15 protein-coding genes and 1 pseudogene are annotated in these 13,227 nt (G+C 70.7%); 7 read left to right on the top strand and 9 right to left on the bottom strand.

What is annotated here, in order from left to right; translation table 11 throughout:
- The first annotated feature begins 16 nt into the window (after window positions 1–16).
- Genes RBJ65_RS40240 through RBJ65_RS40230 form a run of 3 tightly spaced genes read left to right on the top strand, consistent with a single transcriptional unit; the run spans window position 17 to window position 3,167 of the window.
- A complete protein-coding gene (locus RBJ65_RS40240) occupies window positions 17–1,345 on the top strand; it encodes a glycosyltransferase family 4 protein (RefSeq protein WP_306320847.1) in 1,329 nt (442 codons plus the stop codon).
- Window positions 1,339–2,097 carry a class I SAM-dependent methyltransferase gene (locus tag RBJ65_RS40235; RefSeq protein WP_306320848.1) on the top strand — a complete coding sequence of 253 codons (759 nt, stop codon included), beginning with the start codon at window positions 1,339–1,341 and terminating at the stop codon, window positions 2,095–2,097. Before RBJ65_RS40240 ends, RBJ65_RS40235 begins: the two co-directional genes overlap by 7 nt.
- Window positions 2,094–3,167 carry a prenyltransferase/squalene oxidase repeat-containing protein gene (locus tag RBJ65_RS40230; RefSeq protein ID WP_306320849.1) on the top strand — a complete coding sequence of 358 codons (1,074 nt, stop codon included), beginning with the start codon at window positions 2,094–2,096 and terminating at the stop codon, window positions 3,165–3,167. Before RBJ65_RS40235 ends, RBJ65_RS40230 begins: the two co-directional genes overlap by 4 nt.
- A gap of 44 nt (window positions 3,168–3,211) precedes the next feature.
- On the opposite strand, the gene RBJ65_RS40225 is transcribed toward RBJ65_RS40230, so the two are convergent.
- Window positions 3,212–3,508: a hypothetical protein gene (locus tag RBJ65_RS40225; protein WP_306320850.1), complete on the bottom strand. Its 297-nt coding sequence runs from the start codon at window positions 3,506–3,508 to the stop codon at window positions 3,212–3,214.
- 117 nt (window positions 3,509–3,625) lie between these two features.
- On the opposite strand from RBJ65_RS40225, the gene RBJ65_RS40220 reads away from it, so the two are divergent.
- A complete protein-coding gene (locus tag RBJ65_RS40220; protein WP_306320851.1) occupies window positions 3,626–4,207 on the top strand; it encodes a hypothetical protein in 582 nt (193 codons plus the stop codon).
- 11 nt (window positions 4,208–4,218) lie between these two features.
- Here RBJ65_RS40220 and RBJ65_RS40215 read toward each other — a convergent pair whose 3' ends face one another.
- From RBJ65_RS40215 to RBJ65_RS40200, 4 genes are all read right to left on the bottom strand, one after another.
- Entirely contained in the window at window positions 4,219–5,229 is a 1,011-nt protein-coding gene (locus RBJ65_RS40215) for an LLM class F420-dependent oxidoreductase (protein WP_306320852.1), read from the bottom strand.
- Window positions 5,230–5,373: 144 nt separating this feature from the next.
- Window positions 5,374–6,231 carry a DUF5336 domain-containing protein gene (locus RBJ65_RS40210; protein WP_306320853.1) on the bottom strand — a complete coding sequence of 286 codons (858 nt, stop codon included), beginning with the start codon at window positions 6,229–6,231 and terminating at the stop codon, window positions 5,374–5,376.
- Window positions 6,232–6,385: 154 nt separating this feature from the next.
- Entirely contained in the window at window positions 6,386–7,420 is a 1,035-nt protein-coding gene (locus RBJ65_RS40205) for an N-acetylmuramoyl-L-alanine amidase (protein ID WP_372341346.1), read from the bottom strand.
- 22 nt (window positions 7,421–7,442) lie between these two features.
- The gene (locus RBJ65_RS40200; RefSeq protein ID WP_372341351.1) at window positions 7,443–8,111 is read right to left on the bottom strand and encodes a class I SAM-dependent methyltransferase; all 669 of its coding nucleotides are present in this window, start codon (window positions 8,109–8,111) and stop codon (window positions 7,443–7,445) included.
- A 224-nt stretch (window positions 8,112–8,335) separates the two neighbouring features.
- Between RBJ65_RS40200 and RBJ65_RS40195 the strand changes: the two are divergent.
- Window positions 8,336–8,458 (top strand): annotated as a pseudogene (locus RBJ65_RS40195) (IclR family transcriptional regulator); the annotation flags it as partial.
- A 38-nt stretch (window positions 8,459–8,496) separates the two neighbouring features.
- Window positions 8,497–9,222, top strand: coding sequence for a dipeptidase PepE (gene pepE / locus RBJ65_RS40190; RefSeq protein WP_306320855.1), 726 nt, complete (start codon window positions 8,497–8,499; stop codon window positions 9,220–9,222).
- 52 nt (window positions 9,223–9,274) lie between these two features.
- Here pepE and RBJ65_RS40185 read toward each other — a convergent pair whose 3' ends face one another.
- From RBJ65_RS40185 to RBJ65_RS40175, 3 genes are read right to left on the bottom strand one after another with little or no spacing between them, the layout of a single operon-like run.
- Complete coding sequence (locus tag RBJ65_RS40185) at window positions 9,275–9,772, bottom strand: N-acetyltransferase (RefSeq protein WP_306320856.1); 498 nt, start codon at window positions 9,770–9,772, stop codon at window positions 9,275–9,277.
- 11 nt (window positions 9,773–9,783) lie between these two features.
- On the bottom strand, window positions 9,784–9,993 hold the full coding sequence (locus RBJ65_RS40180; protein WP_306320857.1) for a DUF397 domain-containing protein: 210 nt from the start codon (window positions 9,991–9,993) through the stop codon (window positions 9,784–9,786).
- On the bottom strand, window positions 9,953–10,804 hold the full coding sequence (locus RBJ65_RS40175; RefSeq protein ID WP_306320858.1) for a helix-turn-helix transcriptional regulator: 852 nt from the start codon (window positions 10,802–10,804) through the stop codon (window positions 9,953–9,955). The genes RBJ65_RS40180 and RBJ65_RS40175 overlap by 41 nt, the downstream gene beginning before the upstream one ends.
- Before the next feature lie 85 nt (window positions 10,805–10,889).
- Between RBJ65_RS40175 and RBJ65_RS40170 the strand changes: the two genes are divergently transcribed.
- Window positions 10,890–11,318, top strand: a complete 429-nt coding sequence (locus tag RBJ65_RS40170) for an ATP-binding protein (protein ID WP_306320859.1) — start codon at window positions 10,890–10,892, stop codon at window positions 11,316–11,318.
- Between the two features lie 7 nt (window positions 11,319–11,325).
- Here the strand turns inward: RBJ65_RS40170 and RBJ65_RS40165 are convergent, their stop codons facing one another.
- The gene (locus RBJ65_RS40165) at window positions 11,326–13,068 is read right to left on the bottom strand and encodes an MFS transporter (protein ID WP_306320860.1); all 1,743 of its coding nucleotides are present in this window, start codon (window positions 13,066–13,068) and stop codon (window positions 11,326–11,328) included.
- Window positions 13,069–13,227: the final 159 nt, after the last annotated feature.

The raw sequence follows: 13,227 nt of genomic DNA, 5'->3' as shown, positions 1-13,227 counted from the left end.
AGAAGGGTGGCCTGGAGTGACCGCGGAGTCGTTGCGTATCGCTCTCCTCACGTACAAAGGCAACCCGTTCTGTGGTGGTCAGGGCGTATATGTCCGACACCTCTCGCGCGAACTCGCGCGACTCGGGCACCGGGTGGAGGTCATCGGCTCCCAGCCGTACCCCGTGCTCGACGAGGGGGAGGGCCTGGAGGGGCTGTCCCTCACCGAGCTGCCGAGCCTCGACCTGTACCGCAGCCCCGACCCCTTTCGTACACCCAAGCGCGACGAGTACCGCGACTGGGTCGACGCCCTTGAGGTCGGCACCATGTGGACCGGCGGCTTTCCGGAGCCGCTGACGTTCTCGCTGCGCGCCCGCCGCCATCTGCGGGCCAGACGCGGCGAGTTCGACGTCGTGCACGACAACCAGACGCTCGGGTACGGGCTCCTCGGCGACATCGGCGCGCCGCTCGTCACCACCGTCCACCACCCGATCACCGTGGACCGGCAGTTGGAGATCGACGCCGCCGAGAACTGGCGGGGACGGATGTCCAAGCGGCGCTGGTACGCGTTCACGCGCATGCAGAAGCGGGTCGCGCGGCGGCTGCCGTCCGTGGTCACCGTCTCCGGTACGTCCCGCGACGAGATCGTCGAGCACCTCGGCGTACGGCCCGGACGCATCAACGTCGTGCACATCGGCGCCGACACCGACCTCTTCTCGCCGAATCCGGCGGTCCCCGAGGTGCCGGGGCGGATCGTCACCACCTCCAGCGCCGACGTCCCCCTCAAGGGGCTCGTCTATCTCGTCGAGGCCCTCGCCAAGGTGCGGGCCGAGCAGCCCGACGCGCATCTCGTCGTCGTCGGCAAGCGGCCCGAGGAGGGCCCGGTCGCGCAGGCCGTCGCGCGCTACGGGCTCGAAGGCGCCGTCGAGTTCGTGAAGGGGATCAGTGACGCGGAGCTCGTCGACCTCGTGAGGTCGGCGCAGGTCGCCTGCGTGCCCTCGCTCTACGAGGGGTTCTCGCTGCCCGCCGCAGAGGCCATGGCCACCGGCACCCCGCTCGTCGCCACCACCGGCGGCGCCATCCCCGAGGTCGCGGGGCGCGACGGCGAGACCTGCCTGGCCGTGCCGACCGGCGACGCGGGCGCGCTCGCCGGGGCGCTCGGCCGGCTGCTCGGCGACCGTGAGCTGCGCGCCCGGCTCGGCGCGGACGGCCGTGCCCGGGTCCTGGAGCGCTTCACGTGGGCGCGCGCCGCGCAGGGCACCGCCGAGCTGTACCGCGAGGCGATGGGGGCCGCGCCGCGGTCAACCCGCCCGACCAGCAACACAGTTGTCACCGAGAACCCCCAGGAAAGCAGGGCCACGTGCTGACCGTCGACTTCACCCGTTTCCCGCTCGCCGCGGGCGACCGCGTCCTCGACCTCGGGTGCGGGGCCGGCCGGCACGCCTTCGAGTGCTACCGGCGCGGGGCGCGGGTCGTCGCTCTCGACCAGAACAAGGAAGAGATCGCCGAGGTCGCCAAGTGGTTCGCCGCGATGGAGGAGGCGGGGGAGGCCCCCGCCGGTGCCACCGCGACCGCCATGGAGGGTGACGCGCTCCAACTCCCCTTCCCCGACGAGTCGTTCGACGTCGTCATCATCAGTGAGGTGATGGAGCACATCCCCGACGACAAGGGCGTGCTCGCGGAGATGGTCAGGGTGCTCAAGCCGGGCGGGCGGATCGCCGTCACCGTGCCGCGCTACGGGCCCGAGAAGGTGTGCTGGGCGCTGTCCGACGAGTACCACGAGGTCGAGGGCGGCCACATCCGCATCTACAAGGCCGACGAGCTCCTCGGCCGGATGCGGGAAGCCGGGCTCAAGCCGTACGGCACCCACCACGCGCACGCGCTGCACGCCCCGTACTGGTGGCTCAAGTGCGCCTTCGGCGTCGACAACGAGAATGCCCTGCCGGTGAAGGCGTACCACAAGCTCCTGGTCTGGGACATCATGAAGAAGCCCGCCCTCACCCGGGTCGCGGAAGGGCTCCTCAACCCGGTCGTCGGCAAGAGCTTCGTCGCCTACGCCACCAAGCCGCACCTCCCGAAGACCGATGGAGTCGACGGGGTCGCCGGGGCCGCTGAGTGAGCAGCCCGGAGCGGACCGAACTCCTCGTACTCCCCGGCGTGCTGACGGTCGATCAGGCCGCGCAGACCGTCGCCGGGATCCTCGCCGTGCAGCGCCCCGACGGCGCCATCCCGTGGTTCCGCGGCCACCACCTCGACCCGTGGGACCACACCGAGGCCGCCATGGCCCTCGACGTGGCCGGCGAGCACGAGGCAGCCGCCCGCGCCTACGAGTGGCTGGCCCGGCACCAGAACGAGGACGGCTCCTGGTACGCCGCCTACCACGACGGCGACCCGCACGACGTCACGGACCGCGGCCGCGAGTCCAACTTCGTCGCGTACATAGCGGTCGGCGTCTGGCACCACTACCTCTCCACCGGCGACGACACCTTCCTCGACGCCATGTGGCCGACCGTGTGCGCGGCGACGGAGTTCATCCTCCGCCTCCAGCAGCCCGGCGGCCAGATCGGCTGGAAGCGCGAGGCCGACGGCACACCCGTCGACGACGCGCTCCTCACCGGCAGTTCGTCCATCCACCACGCGCTGCGCTGCGCGCTCGCCATCGCCGAGGAGCGCGAAGAGCCGCAGCCCGACTGGGAGTTGGCGCTCGGCTCGCTCAGGCACGCGATCCGCAGCCACCCCGAGCGGTTCCTCGACAAGAACCGCTACTCGATGGACTGGTACTACCCGATCCTCGGCGGCGCCCTGCGCGGGCCCGAGGCCAAGGAGCGCATCCAGGCCGACTGGGACAAGTTCGTCGTCCCCGGCCTCGGCGTGCGCTGCGTCGTCCCCAACCCGTGGGTCACGGGCGGCGAGAGCGCCGAACTCGCCCTCGCGCTCTGGGCGGTGGGCGAGTCCGACTGGGCTCTTGAGATCCTCCAGCACATCCAGCACCTGCGGGACCCGAGGACGGGCCTGTACTGGACGGGCTATGTCTTCGACGACAAGGCCGTCTGGCCGGAGGAGCTGACGACGTGGACCGCGGGCTCCGTCCTCCTCGCGGTGGCGGCCCTCGGCGGCGACGAGGCCACGTGCTCCGTGTTCGGCGGGGAGATGCTGCCGACGGGCGTGGAGCCGGACTGCTGCACGTGACCGGTCGGGCGGCTCAGTAGCGGCTCAGTACCTGCGCAAGCGGCTCAGTACCTGCGCAGCCGGTTCGCGACCGCGTGCCCGACGAAGAGATAGACGACCGCCGCGAGGCCGTAACCGGCGACCACGCGCGCCCAGCTCGCGTCGAACGTGAACAGGTCGTGCGACCACGCGGCGAGCCACGCGGACACGTCATGGACGAACTGAACCAGGTCGTTGCCCCGGTTCGCGTCCAACAGATACATCAGGATCCACAGGCCGATGACCAGTGCCAGTACATCGGCGACGATCGCCACGATCCGGGCGGCCTCGTTGGTCCCTCGGTAATGCCGATTCGCAGACATGTCGATCCGGGTTTCCCCGCCGACCCCGGCGAAACCCGTACGGGCTTGCTCAAGTGGCACATGCGAAGCGGCCGGGTCACGCTGCCACGAGTGCCACTTCAGCCACGGAGGTAGTCGGTGGTAACCCGTTCCCCTCTTTCCGTACGACTTTCCGTACGACGCCTGCTCACGGCCCTGCTGCTGTGCGGCGCGCTGCTCGCGGGCACGACCGCGTGCGGCTCCGACAGCGACTCGGCGTCCGCGACGAAGGCGACGTCGAGCGCGAGCGCCACGACGAAGGCCGAGAAGCAGAAGTTCGCCAAGACCCGGTTCGCGGCGAACGCGGGGCTCGCGGCCGGGGCCACCTACCAGTGGATCGTGAAGCCGTACCGCGCGGGCAAGTTCAAGGCGGGCGCGGACGGCCGCAGGTTCGCGCTCATCAAGGCGGGCCTCGCGGGCGCGTTCACGTACAACAGGCTGAAGGCCGCGACGAGGAACGCCGAGGGCGATCCGACGCTCTCCAAGGCGGTCGGCCCGCTGTCGGCCGGCATCGCCTCCCTCAAGGGCCTGTCGACGAAGCTCCGCAAGGGCGAGGGTCTCGGCGACGTGACGTCGTCCTTCGACGACGTCATCAACAACGTCAAGGACGCGGGCAGGAGCGCGGGCGCCGAGGTGACGAACAAGGTCCCCTCGGCCTCCCAACTGTCCAGCGGTTCCTAGGAGTTCAGTTCCTAGGAGTTCAGCTCCGCCAGTACGCGCATCGTGTGCGGGTCCGGGGACAGGACCAGCAGGTCGGTCACCGGGCCCTTGCGCCACAACTCCAGGCGCTCCGCGATCCGTTCGCGCGGGCCGACGAGCGAGATCTCGTCGGCGAACGCGTCCGGCACGGCGAGCACCGCCTCCTCCCGCCGCCCCTCGGCGAACAGGTCCTGGATGTGCCGGGCCTCGGCCTCGTATCCCATCCGCGCCATCAGATCGGCGTGGAAGTTCTTGGTCGCGTGGCCCATGCCGCCGATGTAGAAGCCGAGCATCGCCTTCACCGGCAGCAGCCCCTCGGCGACGTCGTCGCACACCTTCGCCCGCGCCATCGGCGCCACCGTGAAGCCTTCCGGCAGCTCGGTGAGCGACGCCTCGTACACATCGGTCCGCGTCGGCGACCAGTACAGCGGCAGCCAGCCGTCCGCGATCCGCGTGGTCTGCGCGATGTTCTTCGGCCCCTCGGCGCCGAGCAGGATGGGCAGGTCGGCGCGGAGCGGGTGCGTGATGGGCTTGAGCGCCTTGCCGAGCCCGGTGCCGTCCTCCCCGCGGTACGGATGCGCGTGGAAGCGCCCGTCGACCTCGACGGGCCCCTCGCGGCGCAGCACCTGCCGTACGACATCCACGTACTCGCGGGTGGCGGTGAGCGGGGAGCGCGGGAACGGGCGCCCGTACCAGCCCTCCACGACCTGCGGCCCGGAAAGCCCCATGCCCAGCATCATGCGCCCGCCCGACAGATGGTCGAGGGTCAGCGCGTGCATCGCCGTCGTCGTGGGGGAGCGGGCCGCCATCTGCGCGATCGCCGTGCCGAGCCGGATCCGCGAGGTGTGCGCGGCGAACCAGGTGAGCGGGGTGAACGCGTCGCTGCCCCAGGACTCCGCCGTCCATACGGAGTCGTAGCCCAACTCCTCGGCGTCGCGCACGAGTTGAAGGTGATCGGGGTTCGGTCCGCGTCCCCAGTAGCCGAGTGCGATTCCGAGCCGCATGCGCGCCCCCTGTCCCGTGAACTCATGAACTCATGAACTCGCGATCTGACGGCATGTCAGATCGCGTGCGCGACTGTACGCGAAAGGCCCCGCACCCGGAAGACGGGTGCGGGGCCTTGAATCCCGTAACGGCGAGCGGTCGGGTCAGCCGCGCTGGATGCCGCTCGTGTCCTGGAGGACGCCGCGACGGCCGTCCTGGGTCTGGGCGACGAGGCCGGGGCCGCGCTGCTCGACCGCCAAGTACCAGGTGCCGGGCGCCAGTTCGGCGATCGGGGCCTGCGAGCCGTCCTCCGCGTACAGCGGGCGCGGCACCGGCACGGCGAACCAGAACGGCGAGAAGTCCGCGGCCGGCGGCTGCGCGGCGGCCTGCGGAGCCGGGGCACCGGCCTGCTGCGGCTGACCGCCGTAGGGCTGCTGCTGACCGGGGCCGGGCTGCTGCGCGCCGTACGGCTGCTGCTGGCCGGGCTGCTGCTGGGCGCCGGGGTAGCCGTAGCCCTGCGGCGGCTGGGCGCCGTACGGCTGCGGCTGCTGCGGGCGCGGGGCGCCGAGGAGGGAGGCCTTGAGGGCCGGGACCAGCGGCGTGGCGATCGCGGCGACGGCCATGATCAGGGTCGCGACGAGGCTGAGGATGATGCCGATGCCGGCGCTCGGACCGTCGGAGGCACCACTGCCTCCGTTGTCGGCGCCACCCAGCGGGTCGAAGACGTTGCCGAGCGCCGCCCACGCGGCCAGCACCGTGGCCGCGATGCCGAACTGGCCGAGGTCGATCCCCGCGACCTTGCGCGGCTGCGGCGTACCGCGGCTGATCACGATGAGCACGGCGCCGATGATGCCCGCGAGCACCACGCTCATGAGAAGCGGGCCGCTCTCCCAGGAGTTCGGGTACTCGACGCTGTCGGGCGCCCCGTCGACGGAGTAGATATCGAGGAACGAGGCGATCAACAGCAATACCGCTGCTCCGATCACCACGCCGTCGCCTCGAGTGAGGGAGCGGATATTCACTGCAAATCCTTCGTCAGTCGTCAGTCGTCAGTCGTCGGTCAGTTGTCTGGCCATCGGGTGGAGGCGGCGCAATGCGCAGGGGTGGCCCCACATCGTACGGAGGACACTATCGCCCGGGTCCGGGGAGTGTCTGCCGAGATCCACAGGGTGACAGTTACCCGCGCAGGAAACTCACGATTCCCTCAGAGATGCCCTGGGCCGCCTTCTGCCGCCACGAACCGGACGTGAATCGCGCCACGTCCTTCGAGTCCCGCATGTTGCCGCACTCGATGAAGACCTTCGGAACCTTGGAAAGGTTGAGTCCTCCCAGGTCACTGCGGGTATCGAGGCCCGTTCCACCGCCGATGTAGTTCGACGGGGGCTGGCCCGTGGACCGCAGGTACAGGCCCGCGACGTGCTCCCCGAGGTCCCGCGAGGACTTCACGATCGACGTGGTGTCGGCGGCGCCCGCGCGCACGGATGCGGGAAGGATCACATGGAAGCCCCGGTTGCCCTCGCCCGACCCGTCGGCGTGGACGGAGACGACGGCGTCGGCCTTCGCCTTGTTGCCGATCTCGGCGCGCTCGTCGACGCACGGCCCCCAGGCGCGGTCGCCGTTCTGCGTCAATTGCACGGTGGCGCCCTGCTTTTCGAGGATCGTCCGCATGCGGCGCGCCACGTCCAGCGTGAACCGGGCCTCGGTGTAGCCCGCGTTCGTCGACGTACCGGTGGTGTCGCACTCCTTGCTGCCGTTGCCGACGTTCACGGAGCGGTTGATCTCGGTGGCGTGCTGGAAGTTGCCCGGGTTGTGGCCGGGGTCGATGACGACGACCTTGCCCTTGAGGGGTCCCGAGGCGGGGGCGGGGTTGGCGGGCGCCTTGCTGGACGGCGACTTGGGCGTGGACTTGGAGGGGGACGCCTTGTGCGGCGACTTGGACGACGACGTGGCGGGCGCCGGGCTCGACGCCTTCGCGTCCTGCGTCGGGGAGCCGCTCGCCGACTGCCCGTGCGCGGGCAGCGCCGTCGGCGGCTTGCTGTCTCCCGGCGCGCTCACCACCTGGTACACCAGCCATCCCGCCAGCGCCGTCGGCACCAGCGCGGCGAGGGCGACGAGCACGGGACGCCCGCCGAGGCGGCGCCGCGGCGCCTCGCCCCGGTCGTCCCAGCCGTCGGGATCGAAGCCATCGGGTTGCGGACCTACGTACGACACGTTGCTGACCCTAACCGTGCGCTCAGATCCCCGCGCCGGTTCGCCGCAGGACGCGCAGGGAGTCGCACTCAGAGACCTCGGTGAACGCGCCGGACGCGAGTGCCCGCTGGTACACGCGGTACGGCGCCTGCCCCGTCCACTCGTCGTGCTTCACCGGGAACACGTCGTGAATGAGCAGGTAGCCGCCGTCCGCGACGTGCGGCGCCCACCCCTCGTAGTCCGCGTTCGCGTGCTCGTCCGTGTGCCCGCCGTCGATGAAGACGAGCCCGAGCGGCCCGCCCCAGGCCTTGGCGACCTTCGGCGACTTGCCGACGAGCGCGACGACATGGTCCTCAAGGCCCGCCGCGTGCAGCGTGCGCCGGAAGGTGGGGAGCGTGTCCATGATCCCGAGGGCGGGGTCCACGGTCTCCGGGTCGTGGAAGTCCCAGCCGGGCTGCTGCTCCTCGCTGCCGCGGTGGTGGTCGACGGTGAGCGCCGTGACCCCGGCGGAGCGCGCGGCGTCGGCGAGGAGAATGGTGGAGCGGCCGCAGTACGTGCCGACTTCCAGGAGCGGCAGGCCGAGCGCCGCCGCCTCGACGGCGGCGGCGTACAGCGCGAGCCCTTCGCCCAGGGGCATGAACCCCTTGGCGTTCTCGAAGGCGGCGAGGACGTCGGCGGCGGGACGGGCGCTTGTGATGCTCATGCCGCCCATGCTGCCGTACGCGGCTGAGCGCCTGCTCAGCACCCTGCCCTCAGCAGTCCTGCCCTCACCATCCCTGCCCCCAGCATCCCTGCCCCCAGCATCCCTGCTCTCAGCAGCCCTGCCACAGCCGCGTCATGACCCGCACCCCGAACCGCAGCCCCTCCAGCGGCACCCGCTCGTCGACGCCGTGGAAGAGGCGCCCGTAGTCGAGGTCGGCCGGGAGCTTGAGGCCCTTCCCGGAGGGGCCGGAGGATCGCCTTGACGTGCTGCGGAAGGCGGCGCGACTCCTTGAGCAGCGCCTGACGCATCCGCCGCAGCGGACGCGGCGGGGACGTTCCTCGACCGCGACCAACTGACCTGTATTCACGCCCACTTGAACGGAGCCACCCGCACCATGAACCTTCTGCTGCTCTCCAACTCCACCCAGCACGGCCAGGGTTACCTGGAGCACGCCCTCGACACGGTCACCGGATTCCTCCCGCCGAACGCCCGCCTCGCGTTCGTGCCGTACGCGCTGGCCGACCACGACGCGTACACGGCGCGGGTGCGGGGTGCGCTTGAGGGGGCGGGGGTGGAGGTGCGTGGCGTGCACGAGGGCGACGATCCGCTGTCCCAACTGGCCGCCGCGGACGCGGTGTTCATCGGCGGCGGCAACTCCTTCCGGCTGCTGAGCGCGCTGTACCGGACGGGGCTGCGGGAGGCCGTGACGAAGGCGGTCCGGGGCGGCCTCCCGTACATGGGCGCCAGCGCGGGCACCAACATGGCCGCGCCCACCCTCCGTACGACCAACGACATGCCGATCGTGCAGCCGCCGTCCTTCGAGGCGCTCGGCCTGGTCCCGTTCCAGATCAACCCGCACTACCTGGACCCGGACCCGTCCTCCACCCACAAGGGCGAAACCCGCGAGCAGCGCCTCACGGAGTTCCTTGAGGAGAACGACGTACCGGTGCTCGGCCTGCGGGAGGGCTCGTGGCTGCGGGTCGCGGGGGCGCGTGCCGCTGTGGAGGGTGGGCGGGCGGCGCGGCTGTTCCGGCGGGGTGCCGAGCCGCAGGAGCTGGAGGTGGGTTCGGATGTGTCGGAACTTCTGGGCGCGGAGGCGCAGTTCGACATCGGCGGCTGACGCACTGTGACTCGTTACCGCAGCCATTTTGCGGTTCAGGGGCACAGTCCCACTATCCGAGGGGCGGCAGCGCCAGCCACTCCTGCCACGTGATGTCGCGGCCCAGGTACCGGGGTTGCGTGAACGGCCAGTCGGCGCCGATCCACTCCGGGACGAGCGCGTCGAGCGCACGCTCATCGGCTCCGCCGGACAGGTCGTCCACGACCCACCACGCGATGTCGGCGTCCGAGCCGGTGCGCTCCGGCGGGTCGATGTAGACGCAGCCCAGCAGCTTTGTCTCGGCCTCGTTCAACAGGGCGTAGTTGAAGGACTCGTGGGCCGCGATCTCCTTCTCGTGGCGCAGGAGGTCGGCGCGGTCCGCCTCGTACGTCATGGTCTCGGCGGGCCAGCCCCACGCCGGGCCGAAGATCTCCCAGAGGCGTTCGCGGGAGCCCATCACGGCGGGGTAGTCGATCGCGGTGTCCGCTTCCCGGATGGGCCTCAGGTGGAGGGCGGTTCCGGGTACGGGTACGTGGGTCGGGTGGGCGTAGTCGTGCGGCAGCCAGCTCATGGGCCGCGACATTAGCGGCGCGGCGCCGCCACCGCCTCTACAAATTCGCGGAACGCGCGTGGGGTGACCTGGAGGTGCCCGAGCGCCGGGTCCTTGGAGTCACGGATGGCGATGGTGCCGGTGGGGGTGCGGGTGGCGACTTCGAGGCAGTCGCCCCCCGTGTTGCCGCTGTAACTGGACTTACGCCACTGGGCGTTGGCCAATTCCCGGGTGCTGCCCATAACGGTCCTCCAGTACGCGTTCGATCAGTGCCGCCGAATCCTCCACGGAGAGCGCGGTGGCCTGCAAGCTAGCGTAGCGAAGGGTTGCTTCCCGAATGGTTTCCGGGTTGGCGGTCATGTGGCCCGAGCCCAAGTCCTCGGTGTAGACGAGGTCCGGGTCGTCGTCGAAGCGGAGCAGGTTGAACGAACCAGCCAGGCTTGCGTGTTCGCCCACCTCGAATGGAAGCACCTGAAGCTGGACCCACCGTTCACGCTGGACGTCCAACAGATGGTGCAGTTGCGTTCGCATCACCGCCCTCCCGCCCACCGGGCGGTGCAGCACAGCCTCGTCGAGGATCACCAGGCCCAGCGGCGGCTGCTCGCGCCGCAGGATGCGTTGGCGCTCCATCCGCGCTGCGAGCAACTCGTCCAACTTGGCCGGCCGACCCGTGGCCAAAACGGCCCGCGCGTACTCCTCCGTCTGCAAAAGCCCGTAGACGACCTGGCACTGAAACGTAGAGATGTACGTCGCCCGCGCCTCCATCTCCGCGTACGCCTGGAACCAGTGCGGCAACTGGCTGCGCAGCACCAACCCCACCAGCCCGGAAAAGAACCCGTCCGTGCCCAGCGCCGCGTCCACCCGCTCGCTGAAATCGCGGGTCGGAACCTTCTTCGCGCACTCGACTTGGCCGATGAGTGAACCCGTACAGAAGATGCAGCCGCCGAGCTGGCCCAGTCTCAGGCCCGCTTCCTCCCGTCGGCGACGCAGCTCGAACCCGTAGTAGTCGAGCGGAGAGGCGCTCGGGTCAAGGTCACGGCGGATGTTCGGCACGGGCGGTCACCCCAGATGTGCAACGCCTCGCGGCGTTTCGATCGCGACGTAGCCGAGAGTAATCGAATCGCTCCACGCTGGTGACATGAATCACGTAACTGACGCCTCGGAGCCGGGACTTGCCGAGTCCTACGGCTTCGGGCTCACCGTGGGTGAGCACAGCGCGCGGCACCTGCGCCGCATCCTGCGGATCCACCTCACCGTGTGGGAGCTGCCGGAGCTCGCCGACGACGCCGAACTCGCGCTGACGGAGCTGATCGCCAACGTCGTCCGCCACGTGCCGGGACGGCGCTGCACGGTGCGGATGATGCGGACGGCGGCCGACGGGGTGCGCGTCGAAGTCTCCGACGCGCACCCCGTGCCGCCCGTACCGCAGACGCCGCACGCGGGCGAACTCGCCGAGTCCGGCCGGGGCTTGGCCATAGTGGCCGCCCTGGTCACCCGGTGGGGCGTCGTACCGCACGACGCGCCCCGTACCGGGAAGACCGTCTGGTTCGAGTGCGTACGCGACTGAACCAGAGCTACCGCACCGACTCGGCCATCGCCTCCAACGCCAGATCCACCTGAACCGCACGGTTCTCGCCGTGGTGCGTCGCGGCGAGGGCGCGCGGCGCGTGGCCGGAGGCCGTCGTCGCGAGGACGTACGAGCCGCCCGTCGGGACGGTCAGGGCGTACTGGCCCGCCCCGTCCGTGAGGGCGGCGCCCGCCTGGCGGCCCCGGCGGTCGATCAGCGTCACCTTGGCGCGAGCCACCGGCGCACCCGCCGGGTCGAGGACGCGACCGTGGAACTGCGGGGACTGGGCGGCCAGAACCGTCTCCGCGCGCTCCAGCACCGCGTCCTCCTCGCTGCTCGCGCGCAGCTGCACCGTCGGCTTGCTGCGGCCCGGCAGGCCGACCGCCAGCAGGACGCCGACCGCGACGGCCGCCGTGGCGATGAGGAAGGAGACGCGGAAGCCGTGCATCGTCGGGATGGCGACGCCGCCGACGTTGTTCGCCGTGTTGGCCAGGACCATGCCGATGACCGCCGAGGACACCGACGTACCGATGGAGCGCATCAGGGTGTTGAGGCCGGTGGCCGCGCCCGTTTCGGAGGGGTCGACCGCGCCGATGATCAGGGCGGGGAGGGAGGAGTAGGCGAGGCCGATGCCCGCGCCTACGAGGACCGAGATGATGATGGTCTGCCAGGGGGCGCTCATCAGGCCGAGGCCCGCGCCGTAGCCGATCGCGATGATGAGCAGGCCAAGCAACAGCGTGAGCTTCGGGCCGAACTTGGCCGACAGGCGGGCGTACACCGGCGCCGTCAGCATCATCGTCAGGCCGAGCGGCGCCACGCACAGGCCCGCGACGACCATGGACTGGCCGAGGCCGTAGCCCGTCGCCTTCGGGAGCTGGAGGAGCTGGGGGAGGACCAGGGAGATCGCGTAGAAGGCGACACCCACCATGATCGAGGCGAGGTTCGTGAGCAGCACCGTGCGCCGGACCGTGGTGCGCAGGTCGACCAGCGGGGCCTTCATGCGCAGTTCCATCAGGCCCCAGGCGACGAGGACGACGAGCGCCGCGCCGAACATGCCGAGCGTCTTGCCGCTGCCCCAGCCCCAGTCGCTGCCCTTGGTGATGGGCAGGAGGAAGAGGATGAGGCCCGCGGTGAGGCCGATGGCGCCCGCGATGTCGAACGTGCCCTTGGCCCGCAGCGGGCTCTCCGGGACGAAGATCAGCGTGAGGGCCATGCCGATGACGCCGAGGCCCGCCGCGCCGAAGAACAGCGCGTGCCAGTCGGCGTTCTGGGCGACCAGGGCCGCGGCGGGCAGCGCGAGTCCGCCGCCGACGCCGATGGAGGAGGACATCAGGGCCATCGCCGAGCCGAGCTTCTCGCGCGGCAGCATGTCCCGCATCAGGCCGATGCCGAGCGGGATGGCGCCCATGGCGAAGCCCTGGAGCGCGCGGCCGACGATCATCACGAGGAGGTTGTCGGTGAAGCCGCAGATCAGCGAGCCGATGACCATGATGGCGAGGCTGGTGAGCAGCATGCGGCGCTTGCCCGCCAGGTCGCCGAGGCGGCCCATGATGGGGGTCGAGACGGCGCCCGCGAGGAGGGTCGCGGTCATGACCCAGGTGGCGTTCGAGGGCGCGGTGTTCAGCAGCTCGGGCAGGTCCTTGATCACCGGCACGAGCAGCGTCTGCATGACCGCCACGGTGATGCCGGCGAAGGCGAGGACGGGGACGACGCCGCCTGTCGGGCGGGCTTGAGTCGTCGGCTGGGACATGAAGGCAGGCCTCCGGAAGGCGGTCTAGTTCGGTCCGGTCCATTTCGGTCCGGTCTACTTCGGTCCGGTCCACGTACTGAGACGTGGCTCTTGCGACGGCGAACGCGCGCCGCCGGGGTCGGGGCGCGCGTTGTGCGGTCGTTGTGCGGTCTGTCTACG

Source organism: Streptomyces sp. KL109B (assembly GCF_030766935.1).
Taxonomy (GTDB): domain Bacteria; phylum Actinomycetota; class Actinomycetes; order Streptomycetales; family Streptomycetaceae; genus Streptomyces.
The sequence above is the reverse complement of the archived record's forward strand: the minus strand, read 5'-3'. Positions and strand labels throughout refer to the sequence as shown.

What these genes read in the sequence shown, in the direction of transcription:
- RBJ65_RS40225 (WP_306320850.1), bottom strand. Translation starts at nt 3,508, where the DNA reads ATGTCTGCGAATCGGCATTACCGAGGGACCAACGAGGCCGCCCGGATC.
- RBJ65_RS40215 (WP_306320852.1), bottom strand. Translation starts at nt 5,229, where the DNA reads ATGCGGCTCGGAATCGCACTCGGCTACTGGGGACGCGGACCGAACCCC.
- RBJ65_RS40200 (WP_372341351.1), bottom strand. Translation starts at nt 8,111, where the DNA reads ATGGGCGGCATGAGCATCACAAGCGCCCGTCCCGCCGCCGACGTCCTC.
- pepE (WP_306320855.1), top strand. Translation starts at nt 8,497, where the DNA reads ATGAACCTTCTGCTGCTCTCCAACTCCACCCAGCACGGCCAGGGTTAC.
- RBJ65_RS40185 (WP_306320856.1), bottom strand. Translation starts at nt 9,772, where the DNA reads ATGAGCTGGCTGCCGCACGACTACGCCCACCCGACCCACGTACCCGTA.
- RBJ65_RS40180 (WP_306320857.1), bottom strand. Translation starts at nt 9,993, where the DNA reads ATGGGCAGCACCCGGGAATTGGCCAACGCCCAGTGGCGTAAGTCCAGT.
- RBJ65_RS40170 (WP_306320859.1), top strand. Translation starts at nt 10,890, where the DNA reads ATGAATCACGTAACTGACGCCTCGGAGCCGGGACTTGCCGAGTCCTAC.
- RBJ65_RS40165 (WP_306320860.1), bottom strand. Translation starts at nt 13,068, where the DNA reads ATGTCCCAGCCGACGACTCAAGCCCGCCCGACAGGCGGCGTCGTCCCC.